Below are 23,514 nucleotides of genomic sequence, written 5' to 3' on the forward strand. Positions count from 1 at the left end.
CTTCAATGTTATTTTATCATAACAGGCAGCAGGGGTATAGGGCAGGGAATGATGCATGTACAATGTGTCAGAGATAAGTGGTTTTTGGGACAACAATGTGTCAGTCCAAATATATAGATTATTGTGATGAGCTAATTGCTATGCTGGCAGATATGATTAATAGCTTTATGGTAGTTTGGTCTGGCTTGTCAAAAATTCACGAAAACATTATAATTAAATCGCTAAAAAAAAACGTACATGGGCGGTGGTGCGATGGACCGCTTCTGTACGTTTTTTTGTGCCACAATGGCAATTGCCCTCGCCTTAGCAGGTTTCACCCTGCTGGAATTTCATAGGCAGGGGAGTCAGATCAGGCAAAGGCTCGTGGCGGATCATGGCTATGATGGTGTCAGCCGCTTTTTTGCCCAGCTCTGAGATGGGCTGGAGGATAGCTGTCAGCATCAGGGAAGGCAGGCGGGAGATATATGTGCCGTCATAGGCGACGATGGACAGCTCCTCCGGCACCCGGCGCCTGCGCAGGGATGCTTCCCGGAGGGCGGCGATGGCACCCAGGTCGGTGCTGGAAATGGCATCCACATCAGGGTAACGGTCAAATACTTTTTTGGCGGCACGGGCAAAGTCCTCCGGCCGCAGGGCATTGGCAGACATTACTACGCTGTCCAGCTGTATGCCTGCCTCCTGGATGCAGCGGCTAAACACATCCTCATGCTCATGTGCCGGGGTGTGGACGCTGGGATGGCCGGTGATTTGCACCACATGCTTTGGTTTTCTCGCCAGCAGTGCCTTGGCTGCCATGGTGCCTCCCTGATTGTGGTCTGCCCTGACGATGGGAATACTGTCGTTGATGAATCTGTCAAATGCCACAATGGGCAGGTCAATATCCCTGTAGCTTTCCAGATGCAGGGCATGGGCTCCTACAATCAGCCCGTCCATGGTGTGGCGGCGCAGCATATCCAGAAAGACCAGCTCGGAGTTTTCCTTTTCGCCGGTGGAGCAAATCATGGTCTTGTAGCCGTAGCGGTACAGGGCGATTTCGATTTCGTGCAGCAGGGCTGCAAAGAAAGGGTGGGCTATGTCAGGGATGATGACACCGATGATATTGGTGCGGTTCAGGGACAGGTTCCGTGCCACCTCGCTGGGCACATAATTCAGCTCCTTCACGGCAGCCTGGACCTTGGCCCGGGTGGCCTCTGATACATAGCCTTTATTGTTGAGAACCAGGGACACTGTGCTGGGGCTTACGTTTGCCAGCTTTGCCACATCTTTGATTTTTGCCATAGAAGTCGGTTTCCTTTCAGGGATTTTTTGAAATGCTTATGTGGTTATTTTAGCATAAAAAATAGTTTTGTGTGCTGAAAAAATTGATTGACAGCAGGGCTGATTTGCTATATACTCTAACTATCGAAACGGTTCGATACAAGCGGCTGGAATAGAAAAGGGTGATTTAACCAGCTGCCGGATGTGTCAGGGGTTGCCATTTCGCTTTCTTGGAAATACGTCTCGAACCGATTTGATGGATGAGTAATCGCGCCAATAGCTATTGGGTACAGTCTTCCATTCCCTTGTTAGCTGCTATTGGTTCCCTCAGTTCTTCCATTTTTTTTACTCGTCCATCAAACCGGTTCGAGAAAGCGGTTGCAGGAAAAAGGTTTAATTCTATTTATTTTAAGGATGTATTTATAAGCATTATTGCATGGAGGGGTATGCAAATGACAACTGAAAATGGTCTTGTAAAAGCTGATGAGTTTATTGCTGCCAACGCTGGCAAGGTAAGCAAGCGCTGGTATCCGAGGTTCCACATCGCACCGCCTGTGGGCTGGTGCAACGACCCGAACGGCTTTTGCTATTATCAGGGTACCTGGCACTTTTTCTATCAGTTTTATCCTTATGAGCCAAAGTGGGGGCCTATGCACTGGGGACATGTCACCAGCAAGGATTTGGTTCATTGGCAGCATGAGAAGACTGCCCTCTGCCCTGACAAGCCATACGATGTGGACGGCTGCTTTACGGGCAGCGGCATCGAGAAGGACGGCAGGCTGTATCTCCTGTATACCGGTCATGTGGATTTGCTGAAGAAGCCGGGACAGCCGGACAGGATTGAGAGCCAGTGCCTGGCTGTCAGTGAAGATGGCATCAATTTTGCCAAGCTGGAACAGAATCCTGTCATCGCCTTGCCGGAAAATGTCTCCAAGGCAGAGGATCATCATTTCCGTGACCCGAAGGTGTGGGAGCATGAGGGCACTTATTACACGGTGGTGGGGGCCCAGACTGAGGAGGAGACAGGGCAGGTGCTGCTGTTCAAGTCCCGGGATCTGGTACAGTGGGATTTTGTCAACGTGATGTCAAGAGCCAGGGGCAATGAGGGCTTCATGTGGGAATGCCCGAATTTTGCGGAGTTTGACGGGCATGAGGCACTGATTATGTCACCTCAGGGGGTAAAGCCTGAGGGCTATCGCTTTATGAATCTTCATCAGTCTGTAGCCATGCTGGGGGCAATGGATTATGAGTCCGGCAGGTTCTATCGGGATGAGTTCCAGCTTTTGGATCACGGCTTTGATTTTTATGCACCTCAGGTGGCACAGGCACCTGATGGACGCTGCCTGATGTTTGGCTGGCTGGCAATGTGGGAAAGCGCCATGCCGGAGCAGGCGGATAACTGGGCATGTCAGATGACCGTGCCGAGGGAGCTGCACTACCGGGAGGGCAGGGTTGTATCCACGCCGGCAGCGGAGCTGGAGTCCTTGCGGCAGGAGGCTTATGTGGAGAATGCCTGCGCCTTTAGTGAGGAATGTTCCTTTGAACGCTGGAATCTGCCGGCAGGGGAGCTGTGCGCGGATTTCGATTTGACCTCCGCAGAGGGGCTGGCTGTGCATTTTTGTGATGGCGCGTCCATCGCTGTGAGCCTGTTGATTGAGAAGGCAAGCGGCAGCGTCCGCCTTACCAGAAAGTCTCCTATGAGCGGCAGAAGCGAGGAGCGCAGGGGGCAGCTGGCAGACGGCACGAAGCATATTTCCCTGCGGGTGTTCAAGGATAATTCTTCCCTTGAGTTCTTCATCAATGATGGTGATTTGGTGTTCAGCACCAGGTATTATCCGCAGATGGAGGACAGGGCAGTGATTTTTGAGCCTCAGGGGGGCTCTGTGCTGATGGAGCGGGGTACTTTCTATCAGCTGGCTGACATGTGATTTTTCTTTGTGGGGTTTTGATGGAAAATCATTTAAGTTTGGCACAAGTTTTGCATATAATATGTATATAATGTAATAGAGGGGTTATAAAAATGAAAAATTCTGTATACCTGCGCCTGAGCAGCTTTTTGTTTACCTTTTTCTTCTGCTGGCTGGTCTTTCTTGCCTTTATGCCTATTTGGTTCAAGCAGGTGCTGCATCTGAGCGGTGCCCAGATTGGCACGATTTATGCTGCCAACGCCATTGCTGCTATGACATTCCAGCCTATATACGGCTATATTTCTGACCGCATCGGCCTTAGGAAGCATCTTTTGGGCTTTATTAACTTCTGCGTGGCTATGACAGCACCCTTTTTCCTGCTGGTTTATCAGCCCCTTTTGGAAAGCTTCTTCTTTGCCGGCGTAGTGGCTGGCGCCCTGTTCATGGCTATTGCCTACAATGCAGGCGTGGCAGCTATTGAGTCCTTTGTGGAGAAGGCAGGACGCAGCAATGATTTTGAGTTTGGCCGCGCCCGCTGCTGGGGCTCCCTAGGTGCAGCGGTAGGTATTTTTGCTGCCGGGCTGGTGTTCAATCTCAATCCTAGCTATATCTTTATCCTGGCATCCATCATGTCCCTGCCGCTGGCAGCTATTCTCTATACCACCCGGCTGAAGGCAGCTGATTTGGAGATTGCACAGAAGAACAATATTTCTCTGGCAGATGTCAAGGCACTGTTCAAGATTAAGAATGTGTGGCTGTTCATGATTTTCATTCTGGGCTCTGCCTGCGTGTACAGCGTGTTTGACCAGCAGTTTGCCATCTATTATGCTTCCCTGTTTCCTACTGAGGCAGAGGGCAACGAGGCTTTTGGCTACCTGAATTCCTTCCAGGTATTTTTGGAGGCTGCTGCCATGTTTGCGGCACCGTATTTTGTCAACAAGCTGGGAGCAAAGCGCAGCCTGATTCTTGCCGGTACCATTATGACCTGCCGTATGGTAGGCTCCGGCGTGGTGGTAAATACCATCGGCATTTCTGCTATCAAGCTTTTGCATGCCGTAGAGCTGTCTTTGCTGCTGGTAGCTGTGTTCAAGTACATTGCCAAAAACTTTGACAACCGCCTGGCTTCTGTAATGTATCTGGTAGGCTATCAGCTGTCCAATCAGCTGGGGGCTGCTATCCTTTCGCCGGTTGTAGGCTCCTTCTATGACAGCATCGGCTTCCCTAGCACCTATCTGTTCCTGGGAGCAGTGGTGGGCTCCTTTACCCTGTTTGGTGCCTTTGTGCTGGTATCTGACAGCAAGGCTCCTTATCAGCAGAGGGAGGAGGCAGAGTCTGCCCCTGAGGCAGCATAACGAAGTTTCATAGCTAGCAATGCAATTTCATATCTGCTTGTTTCTTTTGGAGGCTGACCGTCAGGCAGCCTCTTTTGATTATGGTTATTTTGCTGGATGATGGGCTGCTATCCCATGCTGTGCTATGTTATCTCATCTCATCTCATGCTATTCTGTGCTATCCCATGCTATGCTATGGGATTCTTTTCATCAGGCAGCACTGTATATTTATTGATGCTTTCATAGAGAAAAAGATGTATTTTTCTAGGAGATTGTACTCATTTTGCAGTAAAAAATGAATAATTGCTGCATGAACTACCAAAAAAGTGGCAAAAAGTGGTGGAATGTGGTAACATATCCATGAAGGTGGTGAGGAAGTATGCTTATGGGCGAGTATATGCATTCTATTGATGCCAAGGGCAGGGTTATACTGCCTGCTGATTTTCGCTCGGAATTAGGCGAGAGCTTCATTATCACCAAAGGGTTGGACAACTGCCTGTTCCTCTACACCACCTCGGAATGGGAGAACCTGTCCAACAAGCTGAAGCAGCTTCCTCTTGCCAAGGCGGAGGCGCGGGCTTTTGTCCGCTTCTTTTTTTCCGGGGCACGGCAGCTGGAATGTGACAAGCAGGGGCGTTTTCTGGTTCCTGCCACTTTGCGCGCCTATGCCGGCTTGCAGAAGGAAGTTGTGCTGATTGGCGTCTCCAGCCGCATAGAGCTGTGGGGCAAGGAAGAATGGCTCAAGTACAACGAGGAAATCACGCCGTCCGTTTCCAGCATTGCGGAAACATTGGCGGATTTGGGAATATAAGGAGTTCGCATGGAGTTTCATCATATTAGCGTAATGCCGGAGGAGACCGTCTCCGGGCTGGTGACCAGCAGGGAAGGCATCTATGTGGACTGTACGCTGGGCGGTGCCGGTCATTCCCGGCTGATAGCGGATATGCTCATGGCAGAGGGAAGGCTGGTGGGCATAGACCAGGACACGGCCGCCATTGAGACAGCCAGGGAAAGGCTGGCTGATTGCAGGTGCCGCGTGGATATTGTTAAAAGCAATTTTAGCAGGCTGGAGAATGTGCTGGCGGAGCTGGGCATTGACAAGGTGGATGGTGTGCTGTTTGATCTGGGGGTTTCCTCCCATCAGCTGGATACGGCTGACAGGGGATTTTCCTATATGCAGGATGCCCCGCTGGATATGCGCATGAACCAGCAGGCAGAGTTTAGTGCCTATGATGTGGTGAACGGCTACGATGCAGATGAGCTGAACCGTATATTTAGGGAGTACGGCGAGGAACGCTGGTCAAAGCGGATTGCTGAGTTTATTGTAGCAGCCCGCAGGGAAAAGCCGGTGGAGACTACCGGTGAGCTGGTGGATATCATCAAGAGGGCTGTTCCGGCGGCAGTGAGGAATGCCAAGGGAGGGCACCCGGCCAAAAGGATTTTTCAGGCAGTGCGCATCGAGGTGAATGATGAGCTGGGGATTCTGGAAAATTCCTTCCGCGCTGCGGTTTCCCATCTGAAGCCCGGGGGCAGGATTGCCATTATCACCTTTCATTCTTTGGAAGACAGGATTGCCAAGAATGTGCTGAAGGAAATGGCCAGGGGATGTATCTGTCCGCCCCGGCTGCCAGTGTGCACCTGCGGTCACAAGCCGGAGGTAAAGCTTCTGGTGAAGGGCACGGCAGCCTCAAGGGATGAGCTGGAGCGTAATTCCCGCTCCAAGAGTGCCAAGCTGAGAATTGCGGAAAAGCTCTGATGAGGATATTTTTGGGAAGCGGTGTTTTAGGGGCAGTGCTTCTAAGAATAGTTTAGGTTTGATGTTTTGGTGTTAGTTTTTTAGGGATTATTGCAAGGAAGTTTTAGGGAAGGAGGTTGTCTTATGCTGGCAAGACAGCTTGAGGAGGAAGAATATTACGAGGAGCTTCCCCGGCAGCAGGTGACTGCTCATCGGCAGCATCGGCAGTATGAGCAGAATCGGCTTATCAGGCGGAGGATTGTAAAGCGTAATAACCTCCGCAGCAGGATGGCTATCCTGCTGATAGTGGTATCGGTGCTGGCGGTGTTTATTACGGCACGCAGCAGCGTGATTGCAGGCAGGGGCTTTGAGATTGTCCAGATGCGTACCGAGGCGGCGAAGCTGGAGGCGGAGAATGCCAGGCTGAGGATTGCCAATGCGCAGCTGAAGAATCCCACCCGTGTCAAGGAGATTGCGGAGCAGAAGCTGGGCATGGGCGTGTCCGAGCAGGTTTATTTTGCCGAGGGCAAGTGATGGCGGCAGGTTATCGTGCTGGTGGCAGGATGCTGCCGGGCAGAGGGTAAAATGATTTGTTTTTTGGCTTATGAAAAGCTGGATGTTGTACGTCAGTAAGGGCTGATGTGCAGTATCCAGCTTTTTTGTGGCAAATAAAGCTTCACAGCAACGGGAAATGGTTATATAATATATAAGTTAAAATCTAACTCGTATGCTGAAATGCTATCTGAAATGTTATATGGAGGTAAAGCTTTTATGGCAAAGACATTGGGCCAGCTGGCTGCCCTGGCAGCCGGGGCTGAGATTATTGGCAATCAGGATTTGGAAATCAAGGATATAGAGCATGATTCCCGCAAGATTAGTGAGGGGGCGTTGTTTGTCTGCATGGAGGGCGTTCATGTGGATGGGCACAAATTTATCCCCCAGGCACGGGAAAAGGGTGCTGTGGCGATTATTACGGAGCGTGAGATGGAAGCCCCGGAGGGAATGGCGGTGCTCCGGGTGCCGGATCTGAAGCAGGCACTGCATGCCATTGTGCCGTATTTTCACGATTATCCGGCTCGCAGCATGCGGGTGATAGGCATTACCGGCACCAATGGCAAGACCTCCATCAGCTATATGCTCCGGGCCATGCTGCGGCGCATGGGCTGTCGTGTGGGGCTTATCGGCACCATTCAGATTATGATTGAGGATGAGGTGCTGCCTATTCACAATACTACGCCGGATGTGGTGGATTTGCAGCGTACCCTTGCCATGATGCGTGATGCCAACATGGATTATGTGGTGATGGAGGTTTCCAGCCACGCCCTGGATCAGAACCGGGTGGCAGGCATCGAGTTTGATACAGCCGTGTTCACCAATCTTACCCAGGACCATCTGGATTACCACAAGACCTTGGAGAACTACAAGAAGGCCAAGACCATCCTCTTTGACCTGGTAGCCAGGCCGGGGGTAAAGAACGGCAAGACTGCGGTGGTGAATGTTGATGATGCCGCCGGGCAGGACATGCTGGCAGCTGCTGACTGCCGCCATATTACCTACGCCATCCATCAGGATGCGGTGCTGAAGGCGGAGAATATTCAGGTGCTGGCAGGGGGCGCGGAGTTTGACATCAGGGTGGGCGAGTCCCGTCTGCCGCTGAAATTGCAGATTACCGGCATCTTCAACGTGTACAATGTAATGGCGGCTGTGGGAGCTGCCATGGCAGAGGGAGTGCCTGCCCCTATTATCAAGGCATGCATGGAGGAATTTACCTCGGTGCCGGGACGCTTTGAGCTGGTGCGGGGCGGTCAGGACTTTGCCGTGATAGTTGATTATGCCCATACCCCTGACGGCCTGGAAAATATCCTGCACACGGCACGGCAGATTGCCAAAAAGCGGATTATTACGGTCTTTGGCTGCGGCGGTGACAGGGACAACACCAAGCGGCCTATCATGGGCAGGATTGCGGCAGAGCTGTCTGACTATGTGGTGGCAACCTCGGACAATCCACGCAGCGAGGATCCACAGCGGATTCTCGGCATGGTGGAGGCCGGTGTGGAGGAAAAAATCGGCACCAAGCCTCATGAGGCGATTATTGACCGCAGGGAGGCAATCTTCCGGGCTGTTGAGCTGGCGGAGAAGGATGATATTGTCATCATTGCCGGCAAGGGCCATGAGAATTATCAGATTTTGGCGGATAAGACAATTCATTTTGACGATAAAGAGGTTGCTCTGGAGGCTATCCGGGCGGCGCAGGAGAAAAACGGGAGCAAAGGGGAGTAAGATATTTTATGCCAGCATTTTCTTTGGATGATGTGATACATGCCCTGCAAAGGTGTGCAGTCCTTGAGCAGGTAAAGACGCAGTTTACCGATATTGTGACGGATACCAGGAAGATTGTGCCGGGGGCGCTGTTCGTGGCACTGAAGGGGGAGCGGTTCAACGGCGAGGATTTTGCTGCCCAGGCGGTAGAGCAGGGGGCAGCCGGTGTGCTGGTGGGCAGTGAGTACAAGCAGCAGCCGGGAGAGTTCGGGGCAACCCTTATCAAGGCTGTGGCCGATACCCAGCTGGCCTATCAGCAGCTGGCGGCTTTCTGGCGCAGGAAGTTTGACATTCCTGTGATTGCCATTACCGGCTCCAACGGCAAGACCACTACCAAGGACATGACGGCGGCGGTGCTGTCAGCCCGGTTCCCGGTGCTGAAAACCCAGGGCAATTTCAACAACGAAATCGGCATGCCTTATACCCTGCTGCAGCTGAACGATATGCACAGGGCGGCTGTGGTGGAAATCGGCATGCGGGGCCTGGGGCAGATTGCAGCCCTGGCACCTTTTGCGGCCCCGGAGATCGGCATTGTGACCAACGTGGGGGAAACCCATATTGAGCTTCTGGGCTCCATTGAAAATATTGCCAAGGCCAAGGCAGAGCTGGTAGAGGCTGTTCCTGCCGGTGGCACGGTGATTTTGAACAACGACAATCCTTATACCGCTGCCATGAAGGACAAGGCAAAGGCTGGCGTGAGAATCGTGACCTTTGGCATTGACAATGATGCGGACATCAAGGCGGCAGCCCTGATAAGCCATGCAGGCAAGACCTTTTTCCAGTGCCGCATCGGCAGGGAGGGGGAGCAGAAGCAGCTTTCCATCCCGATGCTGGGCAGGCACAATGTATCCAATGCCCTGGCGGCTGTGGCAGCAGGCCATGTGCTGGGGCTGACGGCAGAGCAGATTGCCGAGGGGCTGGAGAGCCTTGAGATGACGGGCATGCGCTTTGAATGCAAGCGCATAGGGGCGTATAACATCATCAATGATGCCTACAATGCCAGCCCTATGTCCATGGAGGCATCCCTCACTACCCTGAAGGAGATTGCCGCTGACAAGGGAAAGCGTTCCATCGCTGTGCTGGGCGATATGCTGGAGCTGGGGCATGTGGCTGTGGCTGCCCATCAGAAGGTGGGGCAGCAGGCGGCGGCAGCCGGTGTATGCGGCCTGATTACCTTGGGGGAAATGGGCAGGGAGATTGCCAGGGGGGCACGGGAAGCCGGGCTTGAGGCAGTCTATTCCTTTGATACCCATGAGGAAGCCGCAGCAAAGCTCCGTGAGCTTTTGCAGCCGGAGGACACCATACTCTTTAAAGGCTCCCGCGGCATGAAGATGGAAACAATAATAGATTTGCTGTAATATTGGAGGTATTATTTTTTCATGGAATATATAACGTATCCCCTGGCAGCCGTTATCCTGGCGGCAGGGCTGGTGACGGCAATGGCGCCGCGGCTTATCCCTGAGCTCCACAAGCTGAAATTCGGTCAGAGCATCCGGGAGGAGGGTCCCAAGAGCCATCAGGCCAAGAGCGGCACCCCTACCATGGGGGGCATCATGATTATCCTGTCCATTGCGGTTGCTTCATTGGTCATCTGTCCCTTTACCCTGGAGCTGACGCTGGCACTGGGGATTATGCTGGGGCATTTTCTGCTGGGCTTCCTGGATGATTACATCAAGGTGGTGAAGAAGCAGAACCTGGGCCTGAAGGCGAAGCAGAAGCTTTTGGGGCAGATTATCATCGCGGTGCTGGTGGCGTACTATGCAGGGCTGCCTACGGATTTGTGGGTGCCTTTTGCCGGCAATATTGACCTGGGCATTGGCTTTTATGCCCTGCTGCTGTTCGTGCTGGTGGGAACCAGCAACGCAGTGAACCTTACGGACGGCTTGGACGGCCTTGCCTCCGGCACGGTGATTGTGGCGGCTCTTTCCTACATGCTCATCTGCCTGTGGCTGGACAAGCTGGAGCTGGCAGTTTTCTGCGGGGCTATGGCAGGTGCCTGCCTGGGCTTTTTGAAGTACAACTACCACCCGGCAAAGATTTTTATGGGTGATACCGGCTCCCTGGCCCTGGGCGGTGCCATTGCGGCAGTGGGCATCCTCACTCATACGGAGGTGCTGCTGGCGGTAATCGGCATTATCTTTGTCTGCGAGGCCATGTCCGTTATTATTCAGGTGACTTCCTTCAAGACCAGGGGCAAGCGGGTATTTTTGATGAGCCCGATTCACCATCACTTTGAGCTGAAGGGCTGGTCGGAGAAGAAGGTTGTGTGGCGTTTCTGGCTGGGAGGGCTGATTGGCGGACTTTGCGGCCTGCTGCTTTTCCAGATAGGATAATTAGAAGCTGAACATTAATGATTAACTATTTATGATTTATAACTTATAACTTATAAATTTATAAGTTATAAGTTGATATTATTAGGAAGGATCTGGCAAAAATGATGGATTTTGCAAATAAGAATGTACTGGTGGTAGGCGTAGGCATCAGCGGCAATGCGGCAGCCAAGCTTGCCAAGAAGCTGGGGGCGGCAAAGGTCGTCCTGAGCGATGCCAAGGCTGAGAAGGACTTGAAATATGACCTGTCTGACGTGCGGGCTGCCGGTGTGGAGCTGGTATTTGGCCCTCAGGCTGCGAGCCTCTTGGATGGGGTGGACATGGTAATCCTTTCCCCTGCGGTACCTGTGAAGGTGCCTCTGGTGCAGGAGGCGTACAAGCGCAGCATCAGCGTTGTAACCGAGGTGCAGGTAGCATACGAGCTGGCAAAATCCCCTATTTTGGCAGTAACCGGCACCAACGGCAAAACCACTACCGTTACCCTGCTGGGGGAGCTCATGAAGACCAGGTATGAAAATGCCGGTGTAGGCGGCAATATCGGCATCCCTCTCTGCGAGCAGGCGGTACAGGCCGGTGAGGGCAGCTGCGTAGTGGCGGAGATTTCCAGCTACCAGATGGAGGCCACTACCAATTTCCGGCCTCATGTGGCAGTGGTGCTGAACGTTACCCCTGACCATGTGGTGCGCCACGGCAGCCTTGAGGTTTATCAGCAGATGAAGGAGAAGATGTTCTCCCAGCAGACGCCGGAGGACTACCTGGTGCTGAATTATGATAACGACAAAACACGTGATATGGCAAACCGTGCCAAGGGACAGGTATTTTTCTTCAGCCGCCTGAAAAAGCTGGAGGAAGGTGCTTTTGTGCAGGATGGCTGGCTGACCATCGTCTGGAAGGGACAGACCTGCCGCCTCTGCCGTACCGATGAGCTGAAAATCAAGGGCGGCCACAATGTGGAAAACGCTTTGGCTGCGGCTGCTGCCGCCTTTTTGGCAGGGGCCAGGATCCCGAAGATTATTGATGTGTTGAAGGAATTTGCCGGGGTAGAGCACCGTATTGAGCCGGTGGCAACTATTGCCGGTGTTTCCTACTACAACGATTCCAAGGCTACCAATACTGATTCCTCCATCAAGGCACTGGAAAGCTTTGACGGACACATCGTGCTGATTGCCGGTGGCGATGACAAGATGACTGACTTGACGGATTTTATGACCTTGGTGAAGGAGCGTGTGGATGAGCTGATTCTGGTGGGAGATGCTGCGGCACGCTTCAAGGAGAATGCCCTGAAGCTGGGGTATCCGGCAGAGCATATTCATGAGGCCGGCTACTCCATGGAGGAGGCTGTGAAGACGGCTCATGCCATTGCCGGGCCGCCTCAGACCGTGCTGCTGTCTCCTGCCTGTGCAAGCTTTGACATGTATGAGGGCTTCGAGGCCAGGGGCAGGGACTTCAAGCGGCTGGTCAAGGCATTGGCAGATAATTGATTGCCATAGATTGAAGCATTGGCAGCTTTTTGAGTAGTGATTAATTATTTGCTGTATGGAGTATATGAAGATGAAGATTATTGTTTCGGGTGGCGGCACGGGCGGTCATATTTATCCGGCCCTGACACTGATTCGGACATTGGAAAAGAAGGTTGACAGGCTGGAAGTGCTGTATGTGGGCACTCATGCAGGGCTGGAGGCTGATATTATACCTAAAGAGGGGATACCCTTTGCAACGGTGGATTTGCAGGGCTTCAAGAGGAGCCTCAGCCCGGAGAATATCCTGAGGGCTGCCAGGGCGATAAAGGGCGTAGGCAAGGCCATGGGCATTGTGAAAAAATTTCAGCCGGATGTGGTCATCGGCACCGGCGGCTATGTATGCGGCCCTGTGCTGATGGCGGCAGGCCTTTTGGGGATTCCGTCCCTGATTCAGGAGCAGAATGTCATTCCGGGGATTACCAACAAAATCTTGGCCAAATTTGTGGATAGGATTGCCACCGGCTATCAGGAGGCAAGCAAGCATTTTCCGGCTGGCAAGGTGGAATTTACCGGCAACCCTATCCGCGCAGAGGTAATGGCCCCGCGGCAGGAGGGGGACTATGAGGCATTTGATTTGCTGCCGGGCAGGAAGACCATCCTGGTGTCAGGAGGCAGCCGGGGTGCCAGGAGCATCAACCGTGCCATGGTGGATGTGCTGAAGCATTATGCCGGACGTCGTGATGTGCAGATCCTCCATGCTACCGGCAAGGGAGAGTACGAGGATATCATGAGCCGCCTCCGGGCAGCCGGGGTGGATTTGGAGAAAGCCTGCAACTTGCAGGTGGTGCCATACCTGTACAACATGCCCCAGGCCATGTCCATTGCTGACCTGGCAGTGTTCCGTGCAGGTGCTACGGGGCTGGCGGAGCTGACGGCCAAGGGGATTCCGGCGATTTTGATTCCTTATCCTTATGCGGCGGAAAATCATCAGGAGCACAATGCCCGGGCGGTGGAAAAGGCCGGGGCGGCAAGGGTTATCCTGAACAAGGATATCAGCCCGGAGCTTTTGATTGAGACTATTGATGACCTGCTGGAAGACCAGGGCACCCTGCGCAAAATGGCGGCAGCCAGCAGGTCCCTGGGCAGGCCGCAGGCGGCGGATACCATAGCCGAGATGATTTTGGAACTGGCGAGAAACAGGCAGTAAAGGAGAGAGTTTTCGTGTTAGATGGTATAAATAAAGTGCATTTTGTAGGCATTGGCGGCGCAGGCATGAGCGCACTGGCCAAAATCCTGGTGGAGAAGGGCTACCAGGTGTCCGGCTCCGATGTAAAGGAGTCTGTTATGACAGGTGTGCTGCGGGATTTAGGCGCACGGATATTTATCGGGCAGAAGGCTGAGAACGTGCATGGGGCGGAGGCCATCGTGGTTTCCACCGCCATCAGGGAGGAAAATCCCGAGGTGGTGGAGGCCAAGAAGCTGGGACTCAGGCGGCTGCACCGCTCCGATGTGAATGCCTACCTCATCAATAACTGCAAAGGCATTGCCGTAGCAGGTGCCCACGGCAAGACTACCACTACCTCCATGCTGGGGGTGGCCCTTGATTATGAGGGAGTATCACCAAGCATCATCATCGGCGGCGAGGTGGATTACCTGGGCAGCAACGCCAAGCTGGGCAAGAGCGATTACCTGGTGTCCGAGGCAGATGAAAGCGATGGCACTTTCCTGAAGTATTATCCTTATGTGGGCATTGTGACCAATGTGGAGAATGACCACATGGACCATTATGGCACCATGGAGAATATCATCAAGGCATTTACCCAGTTCCTCGGCCAGATTCGCCCTGAGGGCTTCGGGGTTGTGTGCTTTGACAATGAAAATATTCGCAATATTGTAAAAGAAAATAAGGATAACAATAAGTTCAGGGCGCGGATTATCTCCTATGCAATTGAGTGCGGCGAGGCTGATTATCAGGCTGCAAATATTGAGAGCTCCGTGGAGGGGACTTCCTTTGATGTTATCCACAAGGGAGAAAATCTTGGCAAGGTGAAGCTACATGTGCCGGGACGCCACAATGTACTCAATGCCATGGCTGCCGTGGTGACGGGCTTGCAGCTGGGGCTGACCGTAGCGCAGATGGCGGAAGGCCTGACTATGTTCAACGGAGCCAAGCGCCGCTTCCAGACCAAGGGCAAGGTTGACGGCATCTGGGTGGTGGATGATTATGCCCATCATCCGACGGAGATTGCCACTACATTGAAGGCAGCCCGCCAGACTCAGCCCAAGCGGCTGATTTGTGCTTTCCAGCCTCATCGCTACAGCCGCACCCAGCTTTTGCAGAAGGAGTACGGCAGCTGCTTCCAGGGCTGTGATGTGCTGGTGCTGACAGATGTGTATTCTGCGGGTGAGGACCCGATTCCGGGCATTGACGGAGAGCTTCTGGTGAAGGAAGTCAGGGAGCAGACCGGCCAGCAGGCGGTGTATATCCAGGACAAGAAGGAGATTGCCGGGTATCTGAAATCCATCGCCCAGCCGGGAGATTTGATTATGACCATGGGTGCCGGTGATATTGTCAAGTGCGGCGAAACCCTCGTAGATTTATTGCAGAAATAAAGCATAGGAGAATATTTATGAAAAAAATCGTAGTAGTCATGGGCGGCCCATCAACGGAGGCGGAGGTATCACGCCGCAGCGGCACCGCAATCCTCGAAGCCCTGAAAGCAAAAGGATACAATGCAGAGGGATTGGAGCTGAACCCTGCCACCTTTGCCAATGACATAAAGGCCAGCGGCGCGGAGTTCGTGTTTAACGCCCTCCATGGCAAGTTCGGCGAGGACGGCATCATTCAGGGCACCCTTGAGATGATGGGTATTCCATATACCGGCTCCGGCGTCATGGCAGCAGCCGTTACCATGGACAAGGTGGCAACCAAGCGGTTCTTTATGGCAGAGGGGATTCCTACCCCGAAAGCACATACATATTTCAGATATGAGTTTAAAAAGCGCGACCTGACAGGCGAGATTTTGCAGGAATTCAGCGTGCCTGTAGTAGTCAAGGCTTCTTCCCAGGGCTCCAGCATCGGCGTAGTCATTGTGGAAAAGGCGGAGGAGCTGGAAGCAGCTCTTTCTGAGGCATTCAAGTATGACAGGGAAGTGCTGGTAGAGGAATTCATCAAGGGCAGGGAGTTGACCGTTGCCGTCTGGGGCAACGAGGAAAAGCAGGAGGCTTTGCCGATTATCGAGATTACTACTGTAACCGGCAGGTATGACTATGTGACCAAGTACAAGGTGGGGGCTTCAACCCACATCATCCCGGCACCGCTGCCGGAGGAAGTGACCAAAAAGGTCAAGGAGATTGCCATCCGCGCCTTTGCTGTCTGCGGCTGCAGCGGCATGGCAAGAGTGGATTTCATGCTGGGGGAGGACAATCAGCCGTATGTCATCGAGGTGAATACCATCCCGGGCATGACAGAGACTTCCCTGGTGCCGGATGCAGGCCGGGCGGCAGGCATTGAGTTCCCTGAGCTGTGTGCCAGGATTTTGGCCATGGCAGGCTACGAGCCTTGATGACGGCAGGCTGTGAGCCTTGATTCCAGCAGATGGATATCGGGAAAGGTTCCCAGAAATGGGGAGCAGAGAAGAATAGCAGAAAAGGATGGATGAGCAGTGGACGGAAAAAAGCATAAAATGATTTCCCAGGGCTCCGTGGCAACCCTTTTGGTGGGATTGATCGTGGTGCTTGGCATATTGGCGTGCGCTCTTTCACCCATATTTGTGTTGAAGACCGTGAATATTCAGGGCAACCGCTTCGTGCAGGATGAGGATATTATCCGCATTGCAGGCATCAGGCTGGGGGAAAACCTTTTTCAGCTGCAGACTGATGAAATCAAGCGCAGCCTGACCAAGGATTTGCGCATTGAGCAGGCGGTAGTGCAGCGTTCTTTTCCCAGCCAGCTGGATATCAGCATTTCAGAAAGAATCCCGCTTGCTATGATAAAATGTGACTATGGTTATCTGGAGCTGGGCAAGGGCGGTATCGTGCTGGATGCCCACCGCACCCTGCGGGACATGCCGGTGCCTATGATCAGCGGCGCCGGGGTGGCGGATTTGTTCGTGGGCGATGTGGTGGCCGATGAGCAGGTAGGCAAGGTGCTGTCCTTCCTGGATGCCGTGGGAGAAAATACAGTCAAGAGCCTGTCAGAGATTAACATCACCAACCCGGAGGATGTAATGCTCTATGCCGGTTCCGTGCAGATACGCCTGGGGGCGCTGGACAGGCTGGACAGCAAGATTGAGGTTACCAAGAGTGTGATTAGCGAGCTGCAGCAGACGAAGCATCCTATTGCTTATGTGGATGCCAGGTTTGATGTGTATTCTGTGCGGCTGCGTCAGTAAGAAGGAGACGATGGGGATGCATATAGAAAGAGGGCGGCTTTCCATAGCCTGCGTATGTATGGTACTTGGCTTCATGCTGGCTGTTCAGTTCCGGACAACCCAGGACATAAAATCTGCCGCACCCCTGCAGCGCGTAGAGGTGCTGACGGAGAGGCTCCAAGCACTGGAGAGTGAAAACGAGGATTTGCGCAGCGAGCTGCAGGAGCTGAAAGGCAGCACTGCAGCAGGCAAGGATTGCAAGCTCAGCGAGGACATGCTGATGATGTCCGGCAGCATGGCACTGGAAGGCCCGGGGGTGATTATCACCATTGATGACAGCAGCAAGGGCGCCCAGGAGCTGAAAAAGGCAGATGATCCCAATCTCTATCTGGTACACGATGAGGATTTGCTGAAGGTGGTCAATGAGCTGCGGGCAGCAGGGGCGGAAGCCATCTCCCTCAATGGCCAGAGATTGACGGCAAATTCGGAAATACGCTGTGCCGGGCCTACGGTATCGGTGAACAATGTGCGCTCGGCACCGCCTTTTGAGATCCGTGCCATCGGCAACATCAAGGATTTGGAAAATGCCGTCAACATGCGGGGAGGCGTGGCTGATACCCTGAAGGTGTGGGGTATCCACATGGAGCTGGCCAGCTCCGGCAAGGTGTGGATACCGGCATACAAGAATGTCATGCGCTACAAGTATGCCACGGCAGCAGCAGAGCAGGAGGAAGAAAAATGATTTTAGCAATTGTGGGCCTGTGCCTGGGTATCGTGCTGGGCTTTCTTTTCCCTTGGAGTATTCCTGTGGCGTACTCCAAGCTGTTTTCCATTGCCCTGCTGGCCTCCCTTGACTCGGTATTTGGCGGTATCAGGGCAGCCAGCGAGGGCACCTTTGATGACAGGATTTTTATCTCCGGCTTCTTTTCCAACGCTTTGCTGGCAGCATTTTTGGTCTATGTAGGCGACCACCTGGGCATTGATCTTTATTATGTGGCCCTTCTGGCACTGGGACTGCGCATCTTCAACAATCTGGGCCGAATCCGCCAGTACCTTTTGAAAAAGCATTGATGTATAGAAACATTGCTAGGTAATATTATAGTATGCAAGCATGAAGTGTAATCTGGATGTACTACAGGTTGCACTTTTTTTGCTTTGGCAGAAATATGAGTTTGTGTTGAGTTTGCTAAAATAATATTTCTATATCTGCATAAAGTCAATATTGTGCTAATTCTTATCGAAAAATGCCCTTCTGCCGGGGCATTTATTTTTTTACAATGATTTTCATAAGAATTTGTGATGATGTTGCGGCTGTTTTGGCTAGTGGTGGAGTTTCTGCTATGAGCGTCATGTGAGTGTCATGTGAGTGCCATATTAGTGCTATTAGTGCCAGGACAGCGGGATTTTGGGAAAAATTGGAAAAGAGGTATTGGGATGAAGAAAGCGTTGATTACAGGCGTTACCGGCCAGGATGGCTCTTATCTGGCAGAGTTTTTGCTGGAGAAGGGATATGATGTGCATGGCATAATCCGCCGTTCTTCGGTGGATTATCGGGAGAGGATTGCTCATTTGGAGGGAAAAGAGAAATTCCACCTTCACTATGGGGATATGGGGGATTCCATGGGGCTGATGGCTGTGATCAGCAGTGTGCGCCCTGATGAGATTTACAACCTGGCGGCACAGAGCCATGTGCAGGTCAGCTTTGATGCGCCTGAGTTTACGGCAGATGTGGATGCCACCGGGGTACTGCGCATTTTGGAGGCAGTAAGGCTATGCGGCCTGGCTGCTACCTGCCGGATTTATCAGGCATCCACCTCAGAGCTTTATGGCAAGGTGGAGGAAGTGCCCCAGAATGAAAATACGCCATTTCACCCATACAGTCCTTATGCTGTTGCCAAGCAGTACGGCTTCTGGATTACCAAGGAGTATCGTGAGGCTTATAACATGTATGCCTGCTCCGGCATTTTGTTCAACCATGAATCGGAGCGCAGGGGTGAGACCTTTGTTACCAGAAAGATTACCCTGGCTGCTGCCCGCATTGCCCAGGGCAAGCAGGACAAGCTGTATCTTGGCAATCTGGACAGCCTGCGTGACTGGGGCTATGCCAAGGATTATGTGGAGTGCATGTGGCTGATCTTGCAGCAGGAAAAGCCGGAGGATTTTGTGATAGCTACCGGCGTGCAGCACAGCGTCAGGGAATTTTGCCAGCTGGCCTTCCATCATGCCGGCATTGAGCTGGAATTTTCCGGCAGCGGCATGGAGGAAAAAGGCATCGACAAGGCCACCGGCAGGGTGGTGATTGAGGTGTCACCTGATTTTTATCGTCCTACCGATGTGGTAAACCTCTGGGGGGACCCGACCAAGGCAAGAACTGTGCTGGGCTGGAATCCCCAGAAGACCACTTTTGAGGAGCTTGTGGCCATCATGGTAAGGCACGATATGGAAAAGGTGGCGGATGAGCGAATCAGGGAGCATGCCAATCTGGCTGAGTTTTTGGAAAAAGGCATTATTAAATGATGGTGTGTTGGTAATTGGGGGATGCAGTTTGTGATGGAAAAGAATGCAAAAATTTATGTGGCCGGTCACAGGGGCATGGTGGGCTCTGCCATTGTCAGGGAGCTGAAGCGGCAGGGATATGCGGATATTATTACCCGCACCCACAGGGAGCTGGATTTGTGCCGCCAGGCAGAGGTGGAGGCGTTTTTCGCTGAGGAGAAGCCGGAATATGTTTTCCTGGCGGCTGCCAAGGTGGGGGGCATTGTAGCCAACAGCGAGGCTCTGGCTGATTTTATGTATGAAAATATGATGCTGGAGATGAACGTTATCCACGCCGCCTGGCAGCATGGCTGCAAGAAACTGGAATTTCTGGGCTCATCCTGCATCTATCCACGCCTGGCACCCCAGCCTATGAAGGAAAGCTGCCTTTTGACCAGTGAGCTGGAAAAGACCAATGAAGCATACGCACTGGCCAAAATCAGCGGCCTGAAATATTGCGAGTTCTTGAATAAGCAGTACGGCACGGACTATATCTCGGTAATGCCCACCAATCTCTACGGGCCAAATGACAATTATCATCCTACCCACAGCCATGTGCTGCCTGCGCTGATTCGCAGGTTCCATGAGGCCAAGGAAAGCCGGGCGGCCAGCGTTACCTGCTGGGGTGACGGCAGCCCCCTGCGTGAGTTTTTGTATGTGGACGATTTGGCCAATCTCTGTGTGTTCCTGATGAACAATTACAGCGGCAACGAGACCGTCAATGCAGGTACCGGCAAGGAACTCAGCATCAGGGAGCTGACGGAGCTGGTGGCAAAGGTAGTGGGCTATGAGGGGGAAATCCTGTGGGATACCTCCAGGCCTAACGGAACGCCGCGCAAGCTGCTGGATGTATCCAAGGCGGCACAGCTGGGATGGACTTATCGGACGGAGCTGGAAGATGGCATCAGGTTGGCATATGAGGATTTTTTGCACAATCCTGTCCGGGCGGAGCGATGAGACAGGGGAATAGTGAAAGTATAGTTTAATTTAATGAGAGGCTTGTGGCATGCATATAGTTTTATTATCTGGCGGTTCGGGCAAGAGGCTGTGGCCTTTGTCAAACGACATCCGTTCCAAGCAGTTTATAAAAATCTTTAAAAATGAATCCGGTCAGTATGAATCCATGGTGCAGCGGGTGTATGGACAGATTAAGCGTGTTCTGCCTGAGGCGGATGTGACTATTGCTACCTCGAAATCCCAGGTTTCTTCTATACTGAATCAGCTGGGGGAGAAGGTGGGGATTTCCGTGGAGCCATGCCGCAGGGATACCTTTCCGGCTATTGCCTTGTCTGCTGCCTATCTGGCAGATGTCAGGCAGGTGCCTCTGGATGAGCCGGTGGTGGTCTGCCCGGTGGACCCTTTGGTGGAGGATGAGTATTTTGCCGCTTTTGCAGGGCTTTGTGAGCAGGTGCTGGCAGGAGAAGCCAATCTGGTGCTGATGGGCATTGAGCCTGCCTATCCTAGCGAGAAGTATGGCTATATCATCCCGGAGGACGGCAAGGCGGTCAGCAGGGTGCGCACCTTCAAGGAAAAGCCGGATAAGGAAACTGCCGGTGAGTACATCAGCCAGGGGGCGCTGTGGAATGGGGGCGTCTTTGCCTTCCGGCTGGGGTATCTGATGGACAAGGCTCATGAGCTGATTGAGTTTGCGGATTATCGTGATTTGCTGGACAGGTACGCTGGCCTCAGGAAAATCAGCTTTGACTATGCAGTGGTGGAGCAGGAGACCCGGATTCAGGTCATGCGCTTTCAAGGCACCTGGAAGGATTTGGGTACCTGGAATACACTGACGGAAGCTATGGACGAGCAGTCCATCGGCGAGGTTATCACCAATGATACCTGCGAAAATGTGCATGTTATCAATGCCCTGGATGTGCCGGTGCTGGCCATGGGGCTGAAAAATGTGGTTGTGTCCGCCTCCCCGGAGGGGATACTGGTCAGCGACAAGGAGCAGAGTGCCTATATCAAGCCGTATGTGGATGGCATCAGCCAGCAGGTGATGTTTGCAGAAAAAAGCTGGGGAAGCTACCGGGTAATGCACGTGGAAGCTGGCAGCCTCACTGTGCTGGTTATGCTGAAGCAGGGGCACAGCATGAATTACCACAGCCACCAGTGCCGCGATGAGGTCTGGACTGCGCTGTCAGGCTACGGGCGCACCGTGATTGATGGGGAAATGCAGAATATCAAGCCCGGGGATGTGGTGAAGCTGCCGTCCGGCTGCAAGCATACGGTATTTGCCGACACGGACTTGAAGCTTCTGGAGGTGCAGCTGGGACAGGATATCAGCGTTGGGGACAAGATAAAGCATGATTTTGAGCCTGATACAAGCTGCTTTGGCAGTGGCGATATCCGCGGCATCTACCCAACTCAGGTAAATGAGGAACTGGCATATAGGATAGGCAGGTATTTCAGAAAAATCCTCTCCCTGCCCGGGGAGGGTGATGCCGGTGCTGCAAATAGCAATGCACATGATGTATATAGTGCTGTAAATGGCAGCGAAAGCAGTGGCATAAACAGCGGTGCAGATGGCAATGATGGCTGTGATGGGGAAAAGAAGCGGCAGCTCAGGATTGCCGTGGGGCATGATATACGCCTGTCAGGGCCGTCACTGAAGAAAGCACTGGTCAGGGGGCTGACGGAAGCAGGCTGTGATGTGGTGGATATCGGTCAGTGCGGCACGGAGATGATTTATTTTGCCACCGCCCATGGGAAGCTGGATGGCGGCATCATGGTGACGGCCAGCCACAATCCCAAATCCTACAATGGCTTTAAGCTGGTAGGCGGCGGGGCACGGCCTATTTCCAAGGACAGCGGACTGAAAGAGCTGGAGCGTTTTTGCCGGGCGGAGCCGGAGCAGAACCAGAAGGAAGAATCTCCTGCTGAGAAGGCAGGCATGGTAGAGCAAGCTGATATTTTGCAGGATTATATTGAACATCTGCTGAGTTATGTGGATATGGATGGTATGTGCCGCAGGGCAGAGGAAGGCGGCAGGCGGCTGCGCATCGTGGTCAATGCTGGCAACGGTGCGGCGGGGCCGGTAATTGATGCCCTGGCAGGCAGGCTGCCTTTTGAATTTATCAAGCTAAATAACACTCCTGACGGCAATTTTCCTAATGGGGTGCCAAATCCCCTGCTGATGGAAAATCGTGCCGCTACGGCAGATGCGGTAGTGGCATACAAGGCAGATGCGGGAATTGCCTGGGATGGTGATTTTGACCGCTGCTTTATGTTTGACGAAAATGGCAGCATGATTGAGGGCTACTACATGGTGGGGCTTCTGGCAGAGGCATTTTTGAAAAAATTCCCACAGGCGAGGATTATCCATGACCCGAGGGTGTACTGGAATACCCGGGATATTTGCCGGAGCCTTGGCGGTGAGGCGGTGCTCTGCCGCAGCGGACATTCCTTTATCAAGGCAAAGATGAGGGAGATTGATGCCGTATATGGCGGCGAGATGAGTGCCCATCATTATTTCAGGGATTTTGCCTACTGTGACAGCGGCATGATTCCGTGGCTGCTGGTACTGGAGCTTTTGCAGCAGGGGAGCCGGAAATTTTCCGCGTTTTTGGCAGAGCGCATGGCGATGTATCCATGCAGCGGTGAGATTAACAGCAAGGTGGACAGCGTTCAGGCGGCTGAGGAAATCATAGGTGCTGTGCAGGCCAAATATGCTGACGGGCAGGCGGATTATACGGATGGATTGTCTGTAGCGTATCCTGACTGGCGATTCAACATCAGGAAATCCAACACGGAGCCGGTCATCAGGCTGAATGTGGAGACACGGGGGGATAGGATGATGCTGCAGGAAAAGACGGAGGAGCTTTTGAAGCTGATCAGGTCTGCTGATTAAAAAGATTAAAAAAATTGTAATTGAGCCCTAGAAAATAAAAAACTGGTACTTTCATATGTTAATGAAAATACCAGTTTTTTTCATGCTTTAAATTTTTTGCTGTTTATGCAGCAGTGTTAGGGCGATTGAAATAATAATAGCCGTTGCGCAGTTCCAGTATCAGCTCATCCACTTTGTTGGAAAACCTGTCCAGCGTGGCTTGGAATTTTACCAGCAGGTAGCAGGAGACAACGATGGGGAAGCCCACTGTAGAAATGGCGGATAAAAGCTTTTCTTCCATGAATGTGCTTGCTCCTTTCGATATTAAAATTGCCCCGCCGGGGAAGCGGGGCAACGTAGGGAAATAATAGGTGGTAAACAAAGTTCATGCCTTGAACCTTCAGGCGTTCAAGCTGGCCTTATGCCTCCGGCAGCTCC

General features: G+C 52.8%; 20 protein-coding genes and 1 pseudogene. 19 read left to right on the forward strand and 2 right to left on the reverse strand.

Annotation, left to right across the window (positions count from 1 at the left end; translation table 11 throughout):
* Window positions 1-303 precede the first annotated feature (303 nt).
* Window positions 304-1,278, reverse strand: a complete 975-nt coding sequence (locus FYJ84_RS05430; protein WP_154406578.1) for a LacI family DNA-binding transcriptional regulator — start codon at window positions 1,276-1,278, stop codon at window positions 304-306.
* Window positions 1,279-1,709: 431 nt separating this feature from the next.
* Here FYJ84_RS05430 and FYJ84_RS05435 point away from each other — a divergent pair, with 431 nt between their 5' ends.
* The 19 genes and pseudogenes from FYJ84_RS05435 to FYJ84_RS05525 all read left to right on the forward strand — a co-directional run bounded on the left by FYJ84_RS05435 (window position 1,710) and on the right by FYJ84_RS05525 (window position 23,097).
* Window positions 1,710-3,185: a glycoside hydrolase family 32 protein gene (locus tag FYJ84_RS05435; RefSeq protein WP_154406579.1), complete on the forward strand. Its 1,476-nt coding sequence runs from the start codon at window positions 1,710-1,712 to the stop codon at window positions 3,183-3,185.
* A 92-nt stretch (window positions 3,186-3,277) separates the two neighbouring features.
* Complete coding sequence (locus FYJ84_RS05440; protein WP_154406580.1) at window positions 3,278-4,516, forward strand: oligosaccharide MFS transporter; 1,239 nt, start codon at window positions 3,278-3,280, stop codon at window positions 4,514-4,516.
* 358 nt (window positions 4,517-4,874) lie between these two features.
* Window positions 4,875-5,306: a division/cell wall cluster transcriptional repressor MraZ gene (gene mraZ, locus FYJ84_RS05445; protein ID WP_154406581.1), complete on the forward strand. Its 432-nt coding sequence runs from the start codon at window positions 4,875-4,877 to the stop codon at window positions 5,304-5,306.
* A gap of 9 nt (window positions 5,307-5,315) precedes the next feature.
* Window positions 5,316-6,251: a 16S rRNA (cytosine(1402)-N(4))-methyltransferase RsmH gene (gene rsmH / locus FYJ84_RS05450; RefSeq protein ID WP_154406582.1), complete on the forward strand. Its 936-nt coding sequence runs from the start codon at window positions 5,316-5,318 to the stop codon at window positions 6,249-6,251.
* A 123-nt stretch (window positions 6,252-6,374) separates the two neighbouring features.
* Window positions 6,375-6,764 carry a cell division protein FtsL gene (locus FYJ84_RS05455; RefSeq protein WP_154406583.1) on the forward strand — a complete coding sequence of 130 codons (390 nt, stop codon included), beginning with the start codon at window positions 6,375-6,377 and terminating at the stop codon, window positions 6,762-6,764.
* Between the two features lie 237 nt (window positions 6,765-7,001).
* Window positions 7,002-8,510, forward strand: coding sequence for a UDP-N-acetylmuramoyl-L-alanyl-D-glutamate--2,6-diaminopimelate ligase (locus FYJ84_RS05460; protein WP_154406584.1), 1,509 nt, complete (start codon window positions 7,002-7,004; stop codon window positions 8,508-8,510).
* A gap of 8 nt (window positions 8,511-8,518) precedes the next feature.
* On the forward strand, window positions 8,519-9,907 hold the full coding sequence (locus FYJ84_RS05465) for a UDP-N-acetylmuramoyl-tripeptide--D-alanyl-D-alanine ligase (protein ID WP_154406585.1): 1,389 nt from the start codon (window positions 8,519-8,521) through the stop codon (window positions 9,905-9,907).
* Window positions 9,908-9,928: 21 nt separating this feature from the next.
* Window positions 9,929-10,882, forward strand: a complete 954-nt coding sequence (gene mraY / locus FYJ84_RS05470; RefSeq protein ID WP_154406586.1) for a phospho-N-acetylmuramoyl-pentapeptide-transferase — start codon at window positions 9,929-9,931, stop codon at window positions 10,880-10,882.
* 104 nt (window positions 10,883-10,986) lie between these two features.
* Complete coding sequence (murD, locus tag FYJ84_RS05475) at window positions 10,987-12,360, forward strand: UDP-N-acetylmuramoyl-L-alanine--D-glutamate ligase (RefSeq protein ID WP_154406600.1); 1,374 nt, start codon at window positions 10,987-10,989, stop codon at window positions 12,358-12,360.
* A 70-nt stretch (window positions 12,361-12,430) separates the two neighbouring features.
* Window positions 12,431-13,546, forward strand: a complete 1,116-nt coding sequence (gene murG, locus FYJ84_RS05480; RefSeq protein ID WP_154406587.1) for an undecaprenyldiphospho-muramoylpentapeptide beta-N-acetylglucosaminyltransferase — start codon at window positions 12,431-12,433, stop codon at window positions 13,544-13,546.
* A gap of 14 nt (window positions 13,547-13,560) precedes the next feature.
* Window positions 13,561-14,952 carry a UDP-N-acetylmuramate--L-alanine ligase gene (gene murC / locus FYJ84_RS05485; protein ID WP_277008066.1) on the forward strand — a complete coding sequence of 464 codons (1,392 nt, stop codon included), beginning with the start codon at window positions 13,561-13,563 and terminating at the stop codon, window positions 14,950-14,952.
* Between the two features lie 17 nt (window positions 14,953-14,969).
* The gene (locus tag FYJ84_RS05490) at window positions 14,970-15,905 is read left to right on the forward strand and encodes a D-alanine--D-alanine ligase family protein (RefSeq protein WP_154406588.1); all 936 of its coding nucleotides are present in this window, start codon (window positions 14,970-14,972) and stop codon (window positions 15,903-15,905) included.
* Between the two features lie 99 nt (window positions 15,906-16,004).
* Entirely contained in the window at window positions 16,005-16,733 is a 729-nt protein-coding gene (locus tag FYJ84_RS05495) for a cell division protein FtsQ/DivIB (protein ID WP_154406589.1), read from the forward strand.
* Between the two features lie 16 nt (window positions 16,734-16,749).
* The gene (locus FYJ84_RS05500) at window positions 16,750-17,454 is read left to right on the forward strand and encodes a DUF881 domain-containing protein (protein ID WP_154406590.1); all 705 of its coding nucleotides are present in this window, start codon (window positions 16,750-16,752) and stop codon (window positions 17,452-17,454) included.
* The gene (locus FYJ84_RS05505; protein ID WP_154406591.1) at window positions 17,451-17,783 is read left to right on the forward strand and encodes a small basic family protein; all 333 of its coding nucleotides are present in this window, start codon (window positions 17,451-17,453) and stop codon (window positions 17,781-17,783) included. The genes FYJ84_RS05500 and FYJ84_RS05505 overlap by 4 nt, the downstream gene beginning before the upstream one ends.
* Before the next feature lie 363 nt (window positions 17,784-18,146).
* Complete coding sequence (gene gmd / locus FYJ84_RS05510) at window positions 18,147-19,229, forward strand: GDP-mannose 4,6-dehydratase (protein WP_154406592.1); 1,083 nt, start codon at window positions 18,147-18,149, stop codon at window positions 19,227-19,229.
* A gap of 30 nt (window positions 19,230-19,259) precedes the next feature.
* On the forward strand, window positions 19,260-20,204 hold the full coding sequence (locus tag FYJ84_RS05515; RefSeq protein WP_328596340.1) for a GDP-L-fucose synthase family protein: 945 nt from the start codon (window positions 19,260-19,262) through the stop codon (window positions 20,202-20,204).
* Between the two features lie 49 nt (window positions 20,205-20,253).
* A pseudogene (locus tag FYJ84_RS05520) lies at window positions 20,254-21,531 on the forward strand (sugar phosphate nucleotidyltransferase); the annotation flags it as partial.
* A gap of 15 nt (window positions 21,532-21,546) precedes the next feature.
* Window positions 21,547-23,097 (forward strand): phosphohexomutase domain-containing protein, encoded by a 1,551-nt coding sequence (locus FYJ84_RS05525; RefSeq protein WP_407060740.1) that lies wholly within the window; start codon window positions 21,547-21,549, stop codon window positions 23,095-23,097.
* A gap of 103 nt (window positions 23,098-23,200) precedes the next feature.
* Here the strand turns inward: FYJ84_RS05525 and FYJ84_RS05530 are convergent, their stop codons facing one another.
* A complete protein-coding gene (locus FYJ84_RS05530) occupies window positions 23,201-23,377 on the reverse strand; it encodes a YvrJ family protein (RefSeq protein WP_154406593.1) in 177 nt (58 codons plus the stop codon).
* Window positions 23,378-23,514 lie beyond the last annotated feature (137 nt).

Origin of the sequence: Anaerovibrio slackiae, from assembly GCF_009695585.1 — a bacterium.
Taxonomy (GTDB): domain Bacteria; phylum Bacillota; class Negativicutes; order Selenomonadales; family Selenomonadaceae; genus Anaerovibrio; species Anaerovibrio slackiae.